17 protein-coding genes are annotated in these 18,955 nt (G+C 72.4%); 8 read left to right on the top strand and 9 right to left on the bottom strand.

Translation table 11 applies throughout. The annotated features are described in order from the left end of the window. Positions 1–280: 280 nt before the first annotated feature. Both ACZ4AA_RS24075 and ACZ4AA_RS24070 read left to right on the top strand, forming a co-directional pair. Positions 281–1,699 (top strand): DUF2252 domain-containing protein, encoded by a 1,419-nt coding sequence (locus ACZ4AA_RS24075; RefSeq protein WP_467606269.1) that lies wholly within the window; start codon positions 281–283, stop codon positions 1,697–1,699. A 14-nt stretch (positions 1,700–1,713) separates the two neighbouring features. Further along, complete coding sequence (locus ACZ4AA_RS24070) at positions 1,714–3,528, top strand: glycoside hydrolase family 15 protein (protein ID WP_467606265.1); 1,815 nt, start codon at positions 1,714–1,716, stop codon at positions 3,526–3,528. Here ACZ4AA_RS24070 and ACZ4AA_RS24065 read toward each other — a convergent pair. Beyond that, positions 3,482–4,816, bottom strand: coding sequence for a chloride channel protein (locus ACZ4AA_RS24065; protein WP_467606262.1), 1,335 nt, complete (start codon positions 4,814–4,816; stop codon positions 3,482–3,484). The genes ACZ4AA_RS24070 and ACZ4AA_RS24065 overlap by 47 nt on opposite strands. 625 nt (positions 4,817–5,441) lie before the next feature. Here ACZ4AA_RS24065 and ACZ4AA_RS24060 point away from each other — a divergent pair. Further along, the gene (locus ACZ4AA_RS24060) at positions 5,442–6,872 is read left to right on the top strand and encodes a DUF2252 domain-containing protein (RefSeq protein ID WP_467606257.1); all 1,431 of its coding nucleotides are present in this window, start codon (positions 5,442–5,444) and stop codon (positions 6,870–6,872) included. 119 nt (positions 6,873–6,991) lie between these two features. Beyond that, positions 6,992–7,726, top strand: coding sequence for an SIR2 family NAD-dependent protein deacylase (locus tag ACZ4AA_RS24055; protein ID WP_467606254.1), 735 nt, complete (start codon positions 6,992–6,994; stop codon positions 7,724–7,726). A gap of 243 nt (positions 7,727–7,969) precedes the next feature. Here the strand turns inward: ACZ4AA_RS24055 and ACZ4AA_RS24050 are convergent, their stop codons facing one another. The 8 genes from ACZ4AA_RS24050 to ACZ4AA_RS24015 all read right to left on the bottom strand — a co-directional run bounded on the left by ACZ4AA_RS24050 (position 7,970) and on the right by ACZ4AA_RS24015 (position 15,416). After that, positions 7,970–9,208 carry a cytochrome P450 gene (locus ACZ4AA_RS24050; RefSeq protein WP_467606251.1) on the bottom strand — a complete coding sequence of 413 codons (1,239 nt, stop codon included), beginning with the start codon at positions 9,206–9,208 and terminating at the stop codon, positions 7,970–7,972. Between the two features lie 30 nt (positions 9,209–9,238). Further along, on the bottom strand, positions 9,239–10,630 hold the full coding sequence (locus tag ACZ4AA_RS24045) for an NAD(P)/FAD-dependent oxidoreductase (protein ID WP_467606248.1): 1,392 nt from the start codon (positions 10,628–10,630) through the stop codon (positions 9,239–9,241). Continuing rightward, positions 10,620–10,949 (bottom strand): ferredoxin, encoded by a 330-nt coding sequence (locus ACZ4AA_RS24040; RefSeq protein ID WP_467606244.1) that lies wholly within the window; start codon positions 10,947–10,949, stop codon positions 10,620–10,622. Before ACZ4AA_RS24040 ends, ACZ4AA_RS24045 begins: the two co-directional genes overlap by 11 nt. 126 nt (positions 10,950–11,075) lie before the next feature. Beyond that, positions 11,076–11,708 carry a hypothetical protein gene (locus tag ACZ4AA_RS24035; RefSeq protein WP_467606242.1) on the bottom strand — a complete coding sequence of 211 codons (633 nt, stop codon included), beginning with the start codon at positions 11,706–11,708 and terminating at the stop codon, positions 11,076–11,078. 180 nt (positions 11,709–11,888) lie between these two features. After that, a complete protein-coding gene (locus tag ACZ4AA_RS24030) occupies positions 11,889–12,374 on the bottom strand; it encodes a methylated-DNA--[protein]-cysteine S-methyltransferase (protein ID WP_467606240.1) in 486 nt (161 codons plus the stop codon). Next, complete coding sequence (locus tag ACZ4AA_RS24025) at positions 12,371–13,957, bottom strand: AlkA N-terminal domain-containing protein (RefSeq protein WP_467606237.1); 1,587 nt, start codon at positions 13,955–13,957, stop codon at positions 12,371–12,373. Before ACZ4AA_RS24025 ends, ACZ4AA_RS24030 begins: the two co-directional genes overlap by 4 nt. A gap of 137 nt (positions 13,958–14,094) precedes the next feature. Beyond that, the gene (locus ACZ4AA_RS24020; protein ID WP_467606234.1) at positions 14,095–15,024 is read right to left on the bottom strand and encodes a M48 family metalloprotease; all 930 of its coding nucleotides are present in this window, start codon (positions 15,022–15,024) and stop codon (positions 14,095–14,097) included. Further along, positions 15,021–15,416: a BlaI/MecI/CopY family transcriptional regulator gene (locus ACZ4AA_RS24015; protein ID WP_467606231.1), complete on the bottom strand. Its 396-nt coding sequence runs from the start codon at positions 15,414–15,416 to the stop codon at positions 15,021–15,023. Before ACZ4AA_RS24015 ends, ACZ4AA_RS24020 begins: the two co-directional genes overlap by 4 nt. Before the next feature lie 118 nt (positions 15,417–15,534). Here ACZ4AA_RS24015 and ACZ4AA_RS24010 point away from each other — a divergent pair, with 118 nt between their 5' ends. Genes ACZ4AA_RS24010 through ACZ4AA_RS23995 form a run of 4 tightly spaced genes read left to right on the top strand, consistent with a single transcriptional unit; the run spans position 15,535 to position 18,925 of the window. Next, the gene (locus ACZ4AA_RS24010) at positions 15,535–16,209 is read left to right on the top strand and encodes a DedA family protein (protein WP_467606227.1); all 675 of its coding nucleotides are present in this window, start codon (positions 15,535–15,537) and stop codon (positions 16,207–16,209) included. Beyond that, positions 16,206–16,829, top strand: a complete 624-nt coding sequence (locus ACZ4AA_RS24005) for a phosphatase PAP2 family protein (RefSeq protein WP_467606224.1) — start codon at positions 16,206–16,208, stop codon at positions 16,827–16,829. Before ACZ4AA_RS24010 ends, ACZ4AA_RS24005 begins: the two co-directional genes overlap by 4 nt. Before the next feature lie 9 nt (positions 16,830–16,838). Continuing rightward, complete coding sequence (locus ACZ4AA_RS24000) at positions 16,839–17,501, top strand: response regulator transcription factor (protein ID WP_467606221.1); 663 nt, start codon at positions 16,839–16,841, stop codon at positions 17,499–17,501. Continuing rightward, positions 17,498–18,925, top strand: coding sequence for a sensor histidine kinase (locus ACZ4AA_RS23995; protein WP_467606217.1), 1,428 nt, complete (start codon positions 17,498–17,500; stop codon positions 18,923–18,925). The genes ACZ4AA_RS24000 and ACZ4AA_RS23995 overlap by 4 nt, the downstream gene beginning before the upstream one ends. The last annotated feature ends 30 nt before the right edge of the window (positions 18,926–18,955 follow it).

Raw genomic sequence — 18,955 nt, 5'->3', positions numbered from 1 at the left:
TGTTCCGCCGCCGACATCCGACCCCGAACGGCCCAACTCGCCGGACATATGAGCCGGGGCTACCTTGGTGATCGGACCGGGCCCCTCCCACGACGACCCATGTTGCGCCGCGGCCGCCGTCAGGTCACCGGCATGCCGAGCATGGCCGGCGAGCCCCACGCCGTCGACCGCCCGCACGTCCCCGACAGGAACTCCCTCCCGATCATCGGCGCGGTGCTCCCTCGCCGACCACCCTCGCCGGCGCCGCGCGCGCCGTCGACCTCATCGCGGAGCGTCTGCAATGACCCCCAAGCACCCGGCGGGCAGCAACCCCCCGCACCACACCCCGGCGGAACGCGCCGCGCTCGGCAAGGCCGCCCGGTCCGCGGTGCCGCGCTCGAGTCACGCCGACTTCTCCCCCGGGCCGAAGCGGCCCGACCCGGTGGACATCGTGGAGGCGCAGTCCGCGACCCGATTGCAGGACCTCGTACCGATCCGCTACGGCCGGATGACCGAGTCGCCCTTCCGTTTCTACCGCGGGGCAGCCGCCATCATGGCCGCGGACCTCGCGGGCACTCCCCGGTCCGGTATCAGGGTCCAACTGTGCGGTGACGCGCACCTGTTGAACTTCCGCCTGTTGGCCTCGCCGGAGCGCCGCATGATGTTCGACATCAACGACTTCGACGAGACGCTGCCCGGCCCCTGGGAGTGGGACGTCAAACGGCTGGCCGCCAGCTTCGTCATCGCGGGCCGGGCGAACGGCTACAGCGGCAAGGAGCGCGCCGACATCGTCCGTACGACGGTGCGTTCGTACCGCGAGTGGATGAGGCGCTTCGCCGGTCTGGGCAATCTCCCGGTCTGGTACACGCACTTCGACGAGGACTGGGTACGGACGCACATCGCCGGGGAGCTGGGCTCGCACGCCCGCGACCGCTGGAAGAAGACGACCGACAAGGCACGCAGCCGGGACAGTCTCCAGGCGTTCAACAAGCTCACGCACCTGGTCGACGGCAAGGCGCGTATCGCCGCCGATCCCCCGCTCGTCATGCCGTTGCAGGATCTGCTGCCCGACATGGAACGCGGTGCTCTGGAGAAGCAGCTCCGCAGGCTGATCGGGAGCTACGGCCGGAGTCTGAACTCGGACCGGCGGTTCCTGCTGGAGCAGTACCGGTTCGCCGACGTGGCCCGCAAGGTGGTCGGGGTCGGCAGTGTGGGCACCCGTTGCTGGATCATCCTCATGCTCGGCCGGGACGACTCGGATCCGCTGCTGTTGCAGGCCAAGGAGGCGGACGAGTCGGTGCTCGCGCAGTACGTCGGCGCGAGCGAGTTCCGGACGCAGGGCGAGCGGGTGGTCGCGGGCCAGCGGCTGATGCAGGCCACCAGTGACATCTTCCTCGGCTGGGAGCGGGCCGAGGGCATCGACGGCCGCCGACGGGACTTCTACGTACGGCAGTTGCGCGACTGGAAGGGCATCGCCGAGCCGGAGCTCATGGTCCCGGCGGGCATGCGGGCGTTCGGCGAGCTGTGCGGTGCCACGCTGGCCCGCGCGCACGCGAGGTCGGGCGATCGGATCGCCATCGCCTCCTATCTGGGCGGGGGTGACGTCTTCGACCGGGCGATCGTCCCGTTCGCGGAGGCGTACGCCGACCAGAACGAGAAGGACCATCAGGCGCTCGTCGACGCCGTCCGCTCGGGACGCGTCACGGCCCAGGCGGCCTGACAAAGGAGGCCCGTATGGATCGCTATCCGCCCATCGCCGACCACGGTCTAGTCGGGGACCTTCAGACCGCGGCCCTGGTGTCGTCCCGCGGCGTGATCAACTGGTTCGCCGCACCGCGCTTCGACTCCCCCAGCGTCTTCGCCTCGCTCCTCGACCACGACGGCGGCGGCTACTTCCGTCTCGCCCCCGATCACCCCGAGGGATCCTGGCGGCAGCTCTACTACCCGGACACGGCGGTCGTGGTGACCCGCTTCATGTCCCCGGACGGCGTGGGCGAGATCATCGACCACATGCCGGTCCTCACCGGTCCGACCCCCAGCGACCGGCACAGTCTGGTGCGGGTGATCCGCTCGGTGCGCGGCACCGTGCACTTCACCCTGGAGTGCCGGCCGCGGTTCGACTACGCGCGGGCGCCCCATGAACTCGAACTGGCGCCGGGCAAGGCCACGTTCAGGTCCCCGGGAGCGACCGGTCACCTCCAGGGCAACATCCCCTTCGAACGCGACGGCCAGGACGTCCGGGGCGGTATCACCCTCGCCAACGGCGAGCAGGCGGCCGTGGTGTTCACGGTGTGCGGGCCGGACGGCGAGGCCCCGCCACCCCCCACGCTCGACGGAGTCACCGAGGAGCTGTGGAGCAACGTCGACTTCTGGCAGCAGTGGGTCCGCACCTCGAACTACCGCGGCCGCTGGACGGAGATGGTGCACCGCTCCGCGATCACCCTCAAGCTCCTGACCTACGCCCCGACCGGGGCGCCGGTCGCCGCAGCCACGATGGGCCTGCCCGAGCAGATCGGCGGTGAGCGCAACTGGGACTACCGGTACACCTGGGTGCGGGACGGCTCGCTGTCCGTGCGGGCACTGCTCGACCTCGGCTTCGTCGAGGAGGCGACCCACTTCACGCGCTGGCTCGGCGACCGGCTGGCGGCACGCGAAGGACCCGACGACGAACCCCTCCAGATCATGTACCGGGTCGACGGCGACCCGCATCTGACGGAGGAGATCCTGGAGCACTTCGAGGGCTACCGTGGCTCGTATCCCGTACGCGCGGGCAACGGGGCCGCGGGCCAGTTGCAGCTGGACATCTACGGCGAGGCCCTCTACGCGCTGGCCGAGGGCCGCGCCGTGCGGGAACAGGGCGGCTACCAGGGCTGGAAGGCGCTGTCCGGCATCCTCGACTGGCTCGCGGACTCCTGGGACCGCCCGGACGAGGGCATCTGGGAGACCCGGGGCGGCCGCAAGGACTTCACCTACAGCCGGATCATGTGCTGGGCCGCGTTCGACCGGGGTCTGAAGCTGGCGATGGAGTACAGCCGGCCGGCCGACACGGTCCGCTGGACGAAGGCCCGGGACGCGATCCTCGAACAGGTCATGGCGAACGGCTGGAACGAGAAGCAGCAGGCCATCGTCCAGCACTACGGCAGCGACGTCCTGGACGCCTCCCTGCTGCTGGCGCCCCGCGTCGGCTTCGTCGCCGCGCGCAGCCCCGGATGGCTGAGCACGCTGGACGCCATGGAGCGGGTCCTCGTCTCCGACAGCCTCGTCTACCGCTACGACCCGGAGGCCTCGCCGGACGGACTGCGCGGCTCCGAGGGGACGTTCAGCCTCTGTACGTTCCTGTACGTCGACGCGCTGGCCCGCGCGGGACGGCTGCCGCAGGCCCGCTACACCTTCGAGAAGATGCAGACGTACGCCAACCATGTCGGTCTGTTCGCCGAGGAGATCGGCCCGAGCGGTGAGCAACTGGGAAACTTCCCGCAGGCGTTCACCCATCTCTCCCTCATCATGGCAGCGACGACGCTGGACGAGGCGCTCGACCGGCGAGTCTGAGAGTCAGTACGTAGGAGACCACCACCGCCACGATCACCAACGGCATGACGGTCAGCCCCACGGAACCGAGGAGCAGGGTGGCCAGCAGGACGCAGGTCATCGGCAGTTTGAGCATGGCAACGCTCAGCGCGCCCACGCCCAGGGCGAAGCCGGTGGTGGTGTCGAGGCCCGGAAGATGGGACATGGCCAGCCCGCCCGCACCCCCGATGAACAGGGACGGGAAGACCGGACCTCCGCGGAAGGCGCTGAGCGAGGCGCTGTAGGCGAGGGACTTGAACACGACGAGGAGGAGCAGGGTACCGACGGAGTAGGTGGCCTGGTCGGCCAGAAGGGGGCCGATGGTGCTCTCGCCGGAGAACAGGACGCCGGAGATCGGTTTGCCGGTGAACGTGGCGTAGAGCAGAGCGAGCAGTCCGACGACCACGCCCATCGCTACGGTGAGCGTCAGCCTTCGCCGCTCCACCTGCGCCTCCAGGCGCTGGGCCGAGCGGCGGACGGCCTCACCGATGAGCGCCGCGGCGACGCCCACGAGGATCGCCCAGCCGAACGCGGCGAGTGTCGGCCGGTCGGCTGGCGGCACCTGGTGCAGCGCCAGGGAGTAGGTGCCGAGTCCGGTCCAGGCGTCCAGGCCGGTGAAGATCAGCGAGCCGACGCCCGCGGCGAGCAGGCCCGGCACCAGCACGACGCCGAGCATCGGCCCGGCGAGGGCGGAGGCTTCCATCAGCAGGAAGGCTCCGAGCAGGGGGGAGCCGAGGAGTTCGCTGATCGCCGCGAAACTGCCCGCCGCCGCGACGACGGCGAGGGCGGTGGGAGGGGCGTCCCGTTTCAGCATCCGGACCACGCCGACCGCCAGTCCGCCGCCGAGGGCGATGAGCGGGGCCTCAGGGCCCAGGACGGCGCCGAGGCTGAGCGTGGCGATCGCGGCGAGGGCGACGCCGGGCACCGCTGTCACCGATGGTGTGCCGCCTGTCTTGAGGCCTTCGGCCGGCTCGTGCCCGCCCTTTCCGGGCAGGTGGCGAATGGTGAGGGCGACCAGCACGCCGGCCACGGCGAGCAGGGGCACGGCCCACCAGTCCGGTGTTCCGCTGAAGCCGAGGCCCTTGGGCAGGTCCTCGTAGAGCAAGGACTGGAGTTCCGAGACGAGGGCGAGGAACCCGTAGGCCACGCAGGAGATGGGGACGCCCAGAACGGCCGCGATGACCAGCAGGGAGATGTAGCTGCGGCTGCGGACGACGTCGAGCGGGTTCTGTGGGGCGCTGGCGGGCCCGGCTGCCGGTCCGGCCGGCATACGCATCCACTCCTCGCAGACGGGACCGGGGGCGCATGTCTGAACGCCTCCGGCCGGATCACATGTCACGGAGTACGCGCGCCGTCGCGCCGCCTGCCACCGGCAGAGGCGGCCTGGTCGGAGACCTCCGCCCTCAGGCTGCCACGCCGGATGCCGGACGGCGCGCGGAGCGATCCGCAGGCCGGTTCCTCGGCTCGTGCGGACGCGAGGGAACGGGCCGTGGGTCCTCCCTGCCGTCCATCACGCTCCGGTTGGACCGTCCGAGTGTCGGGGAGGCAGCCGTACCCTGCCTTCGCTGCTCGATCACGACGGCGGCGGGCGACCCGGCCGGCACCCGAGCACTCGGAAGGGCCGGGCCGCGGTACCGGGCAACAATGCACGACCGCCGGTCGCAGCGAGGGCGCGTGCCTCCCCGCGCACGGCCTCGCCCCGCACGGCCTCGCCGCCGTGCGGGGTGCCGGGGGCAGACCTACTGTTGGGTGGAGGCTGCCCGTGTCGCCGACGCCGGGATCGAAGCGCAGGGCTGTGAACAGACGATCGGCGCGGCGCCCACGTGAGGGGAACACGACAGCGGTTCGACTGCCGTGATCACCCGGGGTCGCAGTGCCAGGCAGGAGAGACTCCGATGCCCAAGCACGCGACCACCGCGATGCGAACGTCACCACACGCGACACCCGAGGAACGCGCGGCACTCGGCAGGGGGGCGCGGCGCCGCTCTCCCAGGTCGGGACACGCGGTGTACGAACCCGGTCGGAAGAGACCGGACCCGCTGGCGATTCTGGAGGAGCAGTCCGCGGCCCGGGTGCAGGAGCTGGTGCCGATCCGGTACAGCCGGATGACCGAGTCCCCGTTCCGCTTCTACCGGGGCGCCGCGGCGATCATGGCATCCGACCTGGCCGGCAGCCCCGACTCGGGAATCACGGCCCAACTGTGCGGGGACGCCCATCTGCTCAACTTCCGGCTGCTGGCCTCACCGGAGCGGAAGTTGATGTTCGACATCAACGACTTCGACGAGACGCTGCCCGGCCCCTGGGAATGGGACGTCAAACGGCTGTCGGCGAGCTTCGTCATCGCCGCTCGGGCGAACGGCTTCGAGGCCACCGAGCGCGCCCGCATCGTGAGCGGCACCGTGCGCTCGTACCGCGAAGCGATGATCCGCTTCGCCGGCATGAGCAACCTCGACGTCTGGTACGCCAAGATCGACGCCGATCGTCTCCGGTCCCTCACGACGGGCCAGCTCCGCAAGAGCGGGCAGAAGAAGCTGGACCACGCCCTGGTGAAGGCTCGCTCGCGCGACACCGTGCAGGTCTTCGACAAACTCACGCGTCTGGTCGACGGCCGGCCGATGATCGCCCCGGATCCCCCGCTCCTGGTGCCCGCGGCCGACCTGTTGCCTGACGCAGAACGCGCCGCACTGGAGCGCCAGTTCCGGGGACTCATCGAGCGGTACGGGGTCACGCTGCCGTCCGACCGGCGCGCCCTCCTGGACGATTACCAGCTCGCGGACGTCGCCCGCAAGGTGGTCGGAGTCGGCAGTGTCGGCACCCGGTGCTGGATCTTCCTGCTCCTCGGACGGGACGGCCGCGACCCGCTGTTCCTCCAGGCCAAGGAAGCCGACACCTCCGTCCTCGCCGACCACGTCGGAGCCAGCCGGTATCGCAACCAGGGCGAACGCGTGGTCGCGGGGCAGCGGTTGATGCAGGCGGCGAGCGACATCTTCCTCGGCTGGGAACGCGTGGACGGTGTCGACGGCAAGCGCCGCGACTTCTACGTACGGCAACTGCGCGACTGGAAGGGCATCGCGATGCCGGAGACGATGTCGCCCAGGCAGCTGGAGACCTTCGGCGGCGTCTGCGGCCTCACGCTCGCCCGCGCGCACGCACGGTCCGGCGACCGGATCGCGATCGCCTCCTACCTGGGCGCGAAGGACTCCTTCGACCGGGCCCTCGTTACCTTCGCGGAGGCGTACGCCGACCAGAACGAGCGCGACCATCAGGCACTCGTCGACGCGGTACGGGCGGGACGGCTGCCCGCGGAGGACGTCGCGCCCGGCTGACCGGTCTTCGGACGCCCGGCGCGAACCGATGTGGATCTCGGTCCTTCAGCACGGCCCGCCGGAGTGGCCACGCCTCATAATCGCTCGATCCGAACAGGAAGGCGCCCTACTCTCGGCCCATGAACAGGCCCCTCGTCGCCATCCTCAGCGGAGCCGGGATCTCCACCGATTCCGGGATCCCCGACTATCGCGGGCCCAACGGGCTGTGGCGGAAGGATCCCGAGGCCGAGAAGCTCGTGACGTACGAGTACTACATGAGCGATCCGGAGATCAGGCGCCGGGCGTGGCTGATGCGGCGGGAGAGCGGTGCCTTGCGGGCCGAGCCCAACGCCGCGCACCGGGCCGTGGCCGAGCTGGAGCGGGCCGGGGTGCCGGTGCGGGTCCTCACCCAGAACGTCGACGGACTGCACCAACTCGCCGGGATGCCCGCCCGCAAGGTTCTCGAACTCCACGGCACCGCAAGGACAGTGATGTGCACCCGGTGCCACACGAAGACATCCATGGAGGACGCTCTCGCCCGCGTCGACGCCGGTGAGGACGACCCGGAGTGTTCGAGGTGCGGTGGCATCCTCAAGCCCGCGACCGTCATGTTCGGTGAGAATCTCGACCCCGTCGTCCTCGGCCAGGCCGCAGCCGTCGCCAAAGCCTGCCAGGTGTTCATCGCCGTCGGCAGCAGTCTCCAGGTCCAGCCGGCCGCCGGCCTCGCCGGTGTGGCCGCCGACCACGGAGCCCGGCTCGTCGTCGTGAACGCCGAACCGACCCCGTACGACGAACGCGCCGACGAGATCGTGCGCGAACCGATCGGCACCGCGCTGCCGGAACTGCTGCGGCGGCTGCACACGGCGAACCGCTAGCCACGAACGCCTTGTCCGGCCGCGATGTGGCTACGCGCGCGGGCGCTCGCCGCGCTTCCCCGTCGCGGCCGGGCGTCCGGAAAGGAGCTCTTCGAACTGGCGTGCACCCGCGAGGAGTTCCGGCTCATGCGGGCGGCCGCCGACTCCCGACCACCGCTGTGTTCGGCAGTGATCACGTGGCGGACCGCGTGGGCCTGACACCAGCTGGGACGACGGGCACGGGCGCTGACCCGAGGCGCCCCGTCAGGGGCGGATCCCGTCGCAGGTCAGGTGCAGCCGGCGCGGTCCGCGGAGCACCGCGTTGCGCCGGTACGGGGGCGGGTCGTCCAGCAGCCGCGGGTTCTCCAGTCTCCGGGCCAGCTCGGCGAGGGCGAACTGGGTCTCCAGGCGGGCGAGGGGTGCGCCGAAGCAGCTGTGGATGCCACTGCCGAGGCCCAGGTGCTGGATGTCCCGGCGGTCCGGGTCGAAGCGGTCCGGGTCCTCGAAACGCTGGGGATCGCGGTTGCCCGACGCCAGGACCAGCCACACCGGGGCGCCCTTGGGGATCGTGACCCCGCGGATCTCGATGTCGGCGAGGGCGGTGCGCTGCGGGATCAGTTGCACCGGCGGTTCGAAGCGCAGCAGTTCCTCGACGACGGGCACGGCCAGCCGCGGATCGGCGCGCAGCCGCTGGAGGACGTCGGGGTTGCGCAGCAGGGTGAGCATCCCGTTGGTGATCAGATTGACGGTGGTCTCGTGTCCCGCGATCAGCAGCAGCGCCGCGGTGCTGAGGAGCTCCATCGTGGTCATCGGACCGTCCTCGCCCTTGGCCGTGGCCAGTTGGGAGAGCATGTCCTCGCCCGGGTTCTTGCGGCGGTCCTCGATCAGTCCGGCCAGGTACATGCCCAGCTGCATCCGGGCGTCCTGGGTGTCCTTGTCGCGGTCGCCGGAATCGGCGCCCGGGTCGGGGTCCAGGCTCGCGGCGATGGTGTCCGCCCAGGAGTGGAAGCGCGCCTCGTCCTCGCGCGGCACCCCGAGCAGGCGGCAGATCACCGTCACCGGGAAGGGGTACGAGAACTGTTCCACCAGGTCGATCCGGTCGGGGTCGCCGATGCCGTCGATGAGGCCGGTGACGATGTCGTGGAGTTCCCCGCGCATCCCGTCGACCCGGTGCGGGGAGTGCGGCGGCCCGAAGGGACGGTTCGTCATGCGCCGCAGCCGGTCGTGCTCCGGCGGGTCGAGCCGCAGGAAGCTCGGTGGCAGCGTGCTCTCCTCGGCGGGCGCCTCGGAGGCCAGCGGGTCGGCCGCGTTCGAGGCCAGGTTGCGGGCTTCGGAGCTGATCCGGGGATCGTGCAGCAGGCTGCGGATCTCGTAGTACGTGCTGATCACGTACGGCCCGTCGGCCTCGTGATGGACCGGCGTCCTGCGCAGCTCCTCGTAGATCGGGTAGGGGTCGGCCCGGTTGGCGTAGTCCAGGATCTGGTGCAGCAGGGATTGCGTCATGGCGAGTCCTAGAGTCCTCGTGGCCTGCGGTCAGTGCGCCGGGACGAACGTCAGCCGGCGGTCGGCGGGCGCGTATCCGCTGAGGGTCACGGTGGGGCCGTGGGTGGGGACCGAGGGGTCCGGGAAGTCCGCGTCGAGCGGCCGCCGTCCTTCCGGGCGCCGGTCGACCGTGGCGAACATCGGCGGGAACGGCGCGTTGGCCTCGATCAGCTCCTGGTAGAACGGCAGCCATCGTCCCTGGTCGAAGGAGACGGCGCCGATGACGCGGCCCTGGTACCCGTAGACCCCGAGGAACCGGTGATCGGTCAGCGAGCCCTGGGAGATGAGGATCTCCGTCCCCATCGAGGGGATGCCGACGGACTTGATGTTGACGCCGAACTGCGAGGACCAGAACGCCGGAACCTCCATGTGGGGCAGGCGGTCGGTGCTCTCGCTGAGCATGTTGTGCGCCGCGGTCCTGGCCTGCGAGACGGCGTTGCCCCAGTGCTCCAGGGAGAGGAACTGGTAGCCGAAGAGGGCGTTCGGACAGCGGGCGACGTCACCGGCGGCGTAGATGTCGTCGGTGACGATGCCGCGGATGTCGAAGGCGCGGCATCCGGCGTCGCAGGCGATGCCGCGGGGGCCCGCGCCGAGTCCTGACCCGGCGAGCCACTCGGTGTTGCGGAGGGCGCCGAGCGAGACGATCACCACGTCGGTCTCCACGGTGGAGCCGTCGGACAGCCGCGCGACGCGTACGCGTCCCGCGGCGTCGCCCTCCAGGGCGGTCACCATGACCCCGGTCCTCAGGTCCACGCCGTGGTCGCGCTGCATCTCGGCGGCGACCGCGCCGACGACCCCGCCGAGCGCGCCGACCAGGGGCGCGGCGCCGCGTTCGGCGACGGTGACGGGCAGGCCGCGTTCGCGGCACGCGGAGGCGATCTCGGAGCCGGTGAATCCGGCTCCGATGACCAGAACCCGCCGGGGGCCCGCGTCGAGCCGGCGCGCGAGCGCGGCACTGTCCTCGCGGGTGCGCAGCACGAAGACGCCGTCGAGCTCCGCCTCGGTCTCGTTCGGCCAGGGTCGCGCCCGTACGCCGGTGGCGATCAGGAGCCGGTCGTAGGGGACCTCGTCGCCGTCGGCCAGCCGCACCCGCCGGGCGGCCATGTCCAGGCCGGCGGCCGCCACGCCGAGGCGCCAGGTCGCGTCGAGCGGCCGGAGCCTGGGCAGTGCGGTGCGCTCGGCGCCCGCCCGGCCGAGCAGCACCTGCTTCGACAGCGGCGGCCGGTCGTACGGTTCGCCGGGCTCGTCGCCGATCATGGTCAGTGACCCGGCGAAGCCCTTCTCCCGCAGTGTCTCGGCGGCCCGCAGCCCGGCCAGCGAGGCGCCGACGACGACGATGCGGCCGTCGCGCTTGAACCTCTCCAGGGATCCGTCACCCAGCACGGGACACCTCCTCGGCCGGGGCGTCCGCCGAGTCGGGTGCCGCGCCGCCAGGTGCCGCCGCGGTGCGGGGCACATCGTCGGATTCCACGGCGTCCACGAGGATGGCGCCGACCGGACAGGCCGCGGCGGCCCGGTCCAGTTTCTCGCGGTGCGCCTCGTCGGCGTCCGGGTCGTAGAGCAGCGCCTCCTCGCCGTGCATGGCGAAGATCTCGGGGGCGAGGAAGGCGCACTGCGCGTACCCCTGACAGCGGTTCAGATCGACGGCAATCCGTACCACGGGATCGGTCCTCTCCAAGGGCCCGGTCAACCCTCCTGCCATCACTCTCGGCGGCCCGGCCGGGGGCCGCGACGAGGGGAGACCGTTCGAGTGAGCGATGCGGCCGGACTGGACCGGATCGGAGTGGACGGGACGGGACGGGACGGAATCAGGCTTGACCAGGTCGGTTCAGGTCGGGGCCGTGGGCGGCGCCGTGTCCGCGCGCCGGCCCGACAGGATGTTCAGGCTGATGAGGAGCGCCCAGGCCGGGAAGACCAGCTCGGACCAGGGCACGCCCGATCCCGCCACGAGCAGCGTCAGACCCGCCAGGTAGCCGACGACGACGAGCGGGCGCGGGAGGACGCCCAGCCTGCGGCCGATGGTCGAGGTCGCGATGATGAACACGGCCGCCATCCGCATCGCGTACGTGGTCAGCAGCGCGTAGGCGAAGTGGCTGCCGAAGGACGGGCCCTGGCCGCCCTCGCCCAGCACGGTCCCCGCCGCCGCGGCCGCGCCGAACAGCGTGGCGACGAAGACCAGGCCGCTGCCCAGAAACACGGTGGCGACGAACCGGTCCTCGGCCTGGCCGGCCTGCTCGCGCAGAGCGCCCATGAACCACAGGAACGCGATCCCGGCGAACGGCACCAGTTCCAGCGCCGTGCGGACGCCGCTGCGCTGTCCGGCGTCGAGGGTCACGCCGTCCCCGCTGCCGGGCAGGGCGATGCGCACCAGCACGATCGCCGCGGCCGTCAGGACGGCGAACGCCACCCCGGCGGCCCCGGCGGCCCGGGCCGTCGCGAGGCGCTTGAACTTCCGCTCCATGGTCTCCCGCTCTCTGCCTGCTCCCCCTTCCTCCAGACACCAGCCCATCGCGGGACCCGCCACCGGGGTCACTCGGGAGAAGAGCGCGGTGCGCCATACGGGTCATGGCGCTGGTCCGGCTGTGTGAGGGGAACGGTGTGAGCGAAACGGTGCGAGAGCGGCGGTGTGGGCGGAGCGGTGTCAGAAGAGTGCCGATCCGCTCTCGAAGTCGAGAAGGTGTCGCTTGCGGTCCAGCCCGCCGCCGTAGCCGGTGAGGCCGCCGCTCGCGCCGATCACGCGGTGACACGGCACGATGATCCCGATCGGGTTCTTGCCGTTGGCCAGGCCCACGGCGCGGGAGGCGCCCATGTTGCCCAGGGCTTCGGCGAGTTCGCCGTACGACCGGGTCTCGCCGTACGGGATCCTCCGCAGCTGGTCCCACACGCTGCGCTGGAACGGTGTCCCGATCAGGCGGAGTTCGATCGTGAACTCCTTCAACTCACCCTCGAAGTAGGCGTTCAGCTGCTCCGTGACCTCGTCGAAGAGGGTGTCGTCTCGCTCGCCGAAGCTCTCCTCGGGCGGACGGTGGCGCTGGCCGACCATGTGGAGCCCGCATAGGACGCCGTCGTCGTCGGCGACCAGGGTGAGGGGGTCGTAGGGGCTGTCGATGACCGTGTGCCGTTTCACTGAACGTCCTTGCCGCGCGGGGTGCTTGAGGTGCTGGAGCTCTTCGGGGCGCTGGGCTTTCCCGAGGAGCTCGGGGCGCCGGCCGGCGCCGGGAGGAAGTTGATCGGGTGGCTGTCCGTGGCCCACAGGTACTGGACCGCGTAGGCCCTCCAGGGGCGCCAGGCCGCGGCCCTGGCCGTCAGGGCGGCCGGGGTGGAGGGAAGCCCCAACTCCTGTGCGGCGCGCCGGATTCCGAGGTCGGTGGGGAGGAAGGCGTCCGGGTCCCCGAGGGCGCGCATCGCGATCACGTCGGCGGTCCAGGGGCCGAAGCCGGGAAGCGCGAGAAGCCTGGCCCGCGCCTCCGCCCAGTCGCTCTCCACTCCCAGATGAAGCTCCCCCGAGGCGAGTTGACCGACCAGTGTGGTGAAGGTCGTACGCCGGGTGCGGGGCATCGCGAGCGAGGCGGGGTCCCCCGCGGCAAGTGCCTCAGGGGAGGGGAAGAGATGGGTGAGGCCGCCCTCGGGGTCGTCCACCGGGTCGCCGTACGCGGTGACCAGTCGAGCGGCGTGGGTACGGGCGGCGGCCGTGGAGACCTGCTGCCCGAGCACCGCCCGTACGGCGAACTCGGCCTCGTCGACCGTGCGCGGCACCCGGCGGCCGGGGGCCTTGTCGACCAGCGGCGCCAGCAGGGGATCCGTGCGCAGCTGGTCGTCTACCGCCACGGGATCGGCGTCCAGGTCCAGCAGGCGGCGGCAGCGGCTGATGGCGACGGACAGGTCGCGCAGGTCGCTGAGGGTCAGCCGGCACGCGATGTGGTCCGGCATCGGTGTCAGCGCGGCGACCCCGTGCCCGTACGGCAGCCGCAGGGTCCGCCGGTACGCGCCGTCGCGCCACTCCTCGACTCCGGGTACGGCGGTCGCCGCGAGGTGTCCGAAGAGGTTGTCGGGGTTGAGCGGGGCACGGAAGGGGAGCCGGAGATTCAGTACGCCCGGCAGGCCGGGGGCCGCGGTCGTGGCTCCGGCCCGGTTGCGCGGCAGGCGGGCGCGCAGCTCGCTCGGGGACAGGGCGAAGACCTCGCGGACCGTGTCGTTGAAGGTGCGGATGGAGGAGAAGCCGGCGGCGAAGGCGACCTCGGCCATCGGGAGCGGTGTCGTCTCGATGAGCAGCCGGGCGGTCTGGGCCCGCTGGGCGCGGGCGAGCGCCAGGGGTCCCGCGCCCAGCTCGGCCAGGAGCTGCCGCTCGATCTGGCGGGTGCTGTAGCCGAGCCGGGCGGCCAGGCCCGGTACGCCGTCGCGGTCGACGACCCCGTCGGCGATCAGCCGCATCGCGCGGGCCACCAGGTCGGCGCGATGGTTCCATTCGGGTGAGCCGGGGCTGGTGTCCGGGCGGCACCGCTTGCAGGCCCGGAATCCGGCCTGCTGGCAGGCGGCGGCGCTCGGGTAGAAGGTCATGTTCCTGGGCTTCGGCGGCACGACCGGGCAGCTGGGCCGGCAGTAGATCCTCGTCGTCGTCACCGCGGTGAAGAACCATCCGTCGAACCGCGCGTCCTTCGACTGGACGGCCCGCACGCAGCGCTCCTCGTCCGTGTGCATCCCGTTCCGCATCCCTCAAGCATCGGGCACCCCGCGCACCGGGGCTGGCGAGAATCCGACATCAACCTCGCGGGCCCGGCGACCTGCACGGGAGCGCCGGCCGCACGGGGGGCGCGCGGGTCCGGAACGGCCGGGCTTCCCGGAAACCGTCAGCGTGTCTCCTCGCCCTGGGCGACCTCCACCTGGTGGTGGAAGGCCACGACGCCCGCACCGGCCGCGCCGGCCGACACGGCGGCGCAGGCGGCGAGCAGGACGGCGATCCAGGCGGCGGCGCGGGGGCGGTGCCGGGGCGTGGAGAGAAGGGCCGCGACCCGCTGGGGGACGGGCCCGGCGGTGGCCGCGGGGGCGAAGTCGGGGCGCTCGGAGCGGGCCTCGCCCGTGGCCAGGGCGGCGCGGGCGATGGCCCGGGCGATCAGCCTGCGGTCCCCCACGGTGACGGCGGCGGCCTCGTCCGCGGCACGCTCCGCCGCGAGCGCGACGGTCGCGCGGACCGTGCGCAGCCCCGGGTGGCAGTGGGCCGCCAGTTCGGCGACGACGAGGAAGTGGTGATGGCCGCCCGCGTTGTGGGCCCGCTCGTGGGCGAAGAGGGCCTCGCGCTCGTCGGCGCCGAGGCTGCGCAGCATCGCGGTGGTGACGACGATGCGGTGCGGGCGCCCCGGGAGGGCGTAGGCGTCGGGGTGCGGTGATTCGATGACGCACAGGTCGCCCGCGGCGGGACGGCGGTCCGCCTGGCTGCGGGCGGAGCGGAAGGCGCGCAGCTGGCGCAGGGCCGAGCGGACGACGGTCCAGGCGCCGACGGTGAGCACGCCGGTCGCGGCGGCGGCCGCGGGCAGTACGACGAGGTCCGAGGCCGTGCGCAGCGGGTGGACGAGGTTGCCGAGACCGGCAAGCAGCGGCACCTTGAGCAGCCCCGTCAGGACGAGTGCGCCCAGCGCGGCCACGGAGGCCCCGGCCAGCACGACGAGCGCGAGGGTCACCGACCACAGCGCGGCCACCGGGGTGAGCCGGTCCAGGCAGCGGCGGGCCAGCGGTCCCAGCGCGAAGGGGACCAGCAGCGGCACCAGCAGGAGAAGGATCATCCCTCACCCGGTTCCGGGCGCACGTCGAGGTCCGGCTCCAGCAGGTCCCGCAGGAGTTGCTCGTCGTCGGGGCTGAGCTGGGCGACGAAGCGGGCCAGCGCGGTCTCCCTGTCGTCGTCGCGGTCGAGCTCGGTGTGCATGCGGCGCGCGGTGAGGCCGTGCGGGTCCTGGACGGGGAAGTACGCGTAACCCCGCCCGAGCCTCTCGCGGCCGACGATTCCCTTCTCGTGCAGCCGGGACAGGATCGTCGTCACCGTCGTGCGGGCCAGTCCGGAGTCCAGCTCGCTCTGCACGCGGCCGGGCGTGAGCGGCACGCCCGCGGCCCAGAGCGCCGCCATCACGCTGGCCTCCAGCTCTCCGGCCGGCCGGCGTTCGTCCTTGTCACTGCTCATGGGAACGATCCTCACCCCACCATCGTCTACAGTTCAGTAGACCGTCTACAGAATTGTAGTCAGTCGGGTCCGGGTTTCGGCCCTGCCCGTCCCTACCAGTATGAGAGGGTCCGCGACGATGGCCGCACCATTGTTCACAGCGTCCGACCTCGCCGTGAATATTCTCAGCGCTCAGTCCCTGCTCGCCGCCTTCGGTGTGCTGGGGGTGGGCGTGGTGATGTTCGCGGAGACCGGCCTGCTGATCGGCTTCTTCCTGCCCGGTGACTCCCTGCTGTTCACGGCGGGCCTGCTCTGCACGGGTTCGGGACAGCACGGCCTGAAGCTGTCGCTCCCCCCGCTGCTGATCGCGGCGGCTCTGGGCGCCCTGATCGGCGCCCAGACGGGTTATCTGATCGGCCGGAAGGCGGGCGGCGCGCTGCTCGCCCGCGGTTCCTCCCCCCGCCTCCAGTCGGGGGCGCACCGCGCCGAGGAGCTCCTCCACCGGTACGGCCACGCCAAGGCGATCGTGCTGGCCCGCTTCGTCCCCGTCGTGCGTACGGTGCTGAACCCGATGGCGGGCGCCCTGGGCGTGCCGGTGCGGACCTTCACCCTCTGGCAGGTGGTCGGCGGCCTCGTCTGGAGCATCGGCCTCACCCTCGCGGGCTACGCGCTGGGCTCGTCCATCCCGAACGTCGACAAGTATCTGCTCCCGATCGTCGCCGTCATCGTCCTCGTGTCCCTGACCCCCCTCGCCATCGAGCTGTACCGCTCGCGCCGCCGGGGCACCCCGAGCGAGGAGGAGGTGCGGGGATGAACCTTGCTTTCGACGGATCGGCCATCGACGGCTCCGCGTACCGGTACGTGACCGGACTCGCCCAGTCCTCCCCCTCGTGGCTCGACAGCACGGTGTCCCTCTGGTCGACGTACGGGCTCGGCCTGTTCGCCGTGCTGATGGTGCTGACCTGGTGGCGCGCCCGCCGCGAGAGCCCCAGGGCGGCCCTGCTCGCGCTCGCCGTACCCGTGGTCGTGGTCGTGGCGTACGGAGTGGATCTCGGTGTGAAGCTGCTGGTGCGCGAGGACCGCCCCTGCCAGAGCCTGCGGGTGACCACGCTGGAGGCATGCCCGGCCCACGGGGACTGGTCGTTCCCGAGCAATCACGCGGCGATCGCGGCCGCGGCGGCCGTCGCCCTGTTCCTCCTCTCGCGCCGCCTCGGCACGGTCGCCGTCGTGGCCGCCGGCGCGATGGCCGCCTCCCGGGTCTGGGTGGGTGTGCACTATCCGCACGACGTGGCGGCCGGTCTGCTGGTCGGCACCCTGGTCGCGATGGCGACGGTGGCGGCCGTACGAAGACTGCCCGACGTGTCGGGACACCCGCTGACCGCGTCACGGCTCGGGGTCCTGCTCCTCGCGCCCCGGCTCGCCAAGAGCGGGTGAGCGGACCGTATGAGGCGGCGGATCCTGGTCGTCGAGGACGACCACGCGCTGCGTGACGTGCTGCGGCGGGGGCTGCGGGACGAGGGCTTCGACACCGTGCCGGCGCCGGACGGCGCGACCGCGCTGCGGCTGGCCGGGGACGGCGTCGACGCGGTCGTCCTCGACGTCGGCCTGCCCGACGCCGACGGGCGGGACGTGTGCCAGGCGATCCGCGCCAACGGCTTCCTCTCCCCCGTGATCTTCCTGACCGCGCACCACCACCTCACCGACCGGCTGGCCGGCTTCGCGGCCGGGGGCGACGACTATCTGCCCAAGCCGTTCCATCTGCCGGAGCTGGCGGCCCGGCTGCGGGCGGCCCTCAAGCGCGCCGGACCGGGTCCGTCCGACACCGCGGGCGACCTCGTCCTCGACCCGGTGGCGCACAGCCTGACCGTGCGGGGCCGTCGCGTCGCGCTGACTCCGACGGAGTTCCGGCTGCTGGCGGCGCTGATGGCGGCGTCCGGGGCGATCGTCGGCCGTCGCGAGCTGACCCGGGCCGGCTGGCCCGAGGGCGCCCAGGTCAGCGACAACACGCTCGACCAGTATCTGACCCGGCTGCGCCGCAAGCTCCGGGACGGCGGCAGCGAGCTGACGGTCACGACCGCGCGAGGCATCGGACACCGGCTGTCATGAGGCCGGATCCCGCGAGCGGGGAGCAGGCCGCAGCGGCCGGCTCCCCGGCCCGGTCCGCGCGCCGCGGGGTGTTCGCCTCATGGCGTCCGGGCACCCTGCGCGGCCGGCTCTCGCTGGTCGCGCTCACCACCGCCACCCTCCTGATGGTGATCCTCACGGTCGCCTTCAACACCGTCGTGCGGCAGCACCTCCAGCACCAGGCGGACGACGAGCTGCGCACCCGGGGCACCGCCGTCGCCGCGACGGTCGACACCAGCGGCCCCCGGCCGCGCGTCCTGGAGACGCCGGGCGAGGAACTGCTCGACGCGAACGTGTGGATCTACGCGGGCGGGCGGCTCCTGGAGAAGCCCCCGGCGGCCACGGGCACGGGGCCCCTCACCCGCGCGGCCGGCGCGCTCGCCGCCCGGGGCGGGACCCGCTGCGTCACCTCCGGCGGACAGGATCCGGTCCGGCTGTGCGCGCGGCCGGTGCCGGGGGACGGCACCGGCGCGACCGTCGTCACCGCCCTCGACCTGTCCCCGTACCTCGGTTCGGCCGACACCCTGCTGTTCGCCTCGCTGGCACTGGACGCCGTCATGCTCGCCTGCACGTACGCGCTGACGCGCCTCGCCGTGGGGCGCGCCCTGCGGCCCGTGCGCACCATGACCGACCAGGCCACCCGGTGGAGCGCCGTGGCCTCCGAGGAACGCTTCGGGAGCGTCGCGCGGCCCGACGAGCTCGCCCGGCTGGGCGGGTCGCTCGACGCCCTCCTGGACCGCATCCGGGCCCTGCTGCGTCATGAGCGGCAGCTCACCCAGGAGCTGTCGCACGAGCTGCGCAATCCGCTCGCGCGGATCATCGCCGAACTCGACTGGTGGCAGTCCCGGCCGCGGTCCGCGGAGGAGACCCGGATCGCGCAGGAGGCCATCTCGGACGCCGCCCGGTCCATGCGCACGATCTGCGACACGCTGCTCGACGACGCCCGGGACGGCGCGTCCGCCGCGCCGGGCACCACCGAGGTCGTCTCCGTGCTGCGCCGGCTCGCGGACCGTTCCGGCCCGACGCGGCCCGAGGTGGAGATCGGCGTCGCCGGCCCCGAGGCGGGGCTGATCGCCGGGGTTCCGGACGCCCTGCTGGAGCGCATCGTCAGCCCGCTGCTCGACAACGCGCTGCGGCACGCCTCCGCCCGGGTCGAGATCCGGGCCGGCGCGCGGCGCGGCGGGGTCCGCGTGGAGGTCGGGGACGACGGAGCGGGCGTACCCGCGTCGTTCGTGCCGCAGCTCTTCCAGCCCGGCCGCCGTGCCGATCCCGGGGACGGACACGGCGGAGCCGGGCTCGGTCTGCCGCTCGCGCGACGCCTGGCCCGCTCCGCCGGGGGCGAGGTCCACCACGAGGAGGCACGGGCCGGGGGCGCGCGCTTCGTGGTCCGTCTTCCGTCGGGGTGAGGGGTCCGACGCGTACGGGCCGTCGTGGCC

The organism is Streptomyces sp. NPDC024698 (genome assembly GCF_055559015.1).
Note: the sequence above shows the minus strand (reverse complement) of the source record. Positions and strands in the feature narration are given on the sequence as shown.

Excerpts from the sequence above, each read along its gene's own strand:
- ACZ4AA_RS24075 (WP_467606269.1), top strand. The coding sequence starts at position 281 with ATGACCCCCAAGCACCCGGCGGGCAGCAACCCCCCGCACCACACCCCG.
- ACZ4AA_RS24000 (WP_467606221.1), top strand. The coding sequence starts at position 16,839 with ATGAGGCGGCGGATCCTGGTCGTCGAGGACGACCACGCGCTGCGTGAC.
- ACZ4AA_RS24020 (WP_467606234.1), bottom strand. The coding sequence starts at position 15,024 with ATGATCCTTCTCCTGCTGGTGCCGCTGCTGGTCCCCTTCGCGCTGGGA.
- ACZ4AA_RS23995 (WP_467606217.1), top strand. The coding sequence starts at position 17,498 with ATGAGGCCGGATCCCGCGAGCGGGGAGCAGGCCGCAGCGGCCGGCTCC.
- ACZ4AA_RS24035 (WP_467606242.1), bottom strand. The coding sequence starts at position 11,708 with ATGGAGCGGAAGTTCAAGCGCCTCGCGACGGCCCGGGCCGCCGGGGCC.
- ACZ4AA_RS24065 (WP_467606262.1), bottom strand. The coding sequence starts at position 4,816 with ATGCCGGCCGGACCGGCAGCCGGGCCCGCCAGCGCCCCACAGAACCCG.
- ACZ4AA_RS24010 (WP_467606227.1), top strand. The coding sequence starts at position 15,535 with ATGGCCGCACCATTGTTCACAGCGTCCGACCTCGCCGTGAATATTCTC.
- ACZ4AA_RS24055 (WP_467606254.1), top strand. The coding sequence starts at position 6,992 with ATGAACAGGCCCCTCGTCGCCATCCTCAGCGGAGCCGGGATCTCCACC.
- ACZ4AA_RS24070 (WP_467606265.1), top strand. The coding sequence starts at position 1,714 with ATGGATCGCTATCCGCCCATCGCCGACCACGGTCTAGTCGGGGACCTT.
- ACZ4AA_RS24015 (WP_467606231.1), bottom strand. The coding sequence starts at position 15,416 with ATGAGCAGTGACAAGGACGAACGCCGGCCGGCCGGAGAGCTGGAGGCC.
- ACZ4AA_RS24005 (WP_467606224.1), top strand. The coding sequence starts at position 16,206 with ATGAACCTTGCTTTCGACGGATCGGCCATCGACGGCTCCGCGTACCGG.
- ACZ4AA_RS24050 (WP_467606251.1), bottom strand. The coding sequence starts at position 9,208 with ATGACGCAATCCCTGCTGCACCAGATCCTGGACTACGCCAACCGGGCC.
- ACZ4AA_RS24025 (WP_467606237.1), bottom strand. The coding sequence starts at position 13,957 with ATGCGGAACGGGATGCACACGGACGAGGAGCGCTGCGTGCGGGCCGTC.
- ACZ4AA_RS24060 (WP_467606257.1), top strand. The coding sequence starts at position 5,442 with ATGCCCAAGCACGCGACCACCGCGATGCGAACGTCACCACACGCGACA.
- ACZ4AA_RS24040 (WP_467606244.1), bottom strand. The coding sequence starts at position 10,949 with ATGGCAGGAGGGTTGACCGGGCCCTTGGAGAGGACCGATCCCGTGGTA.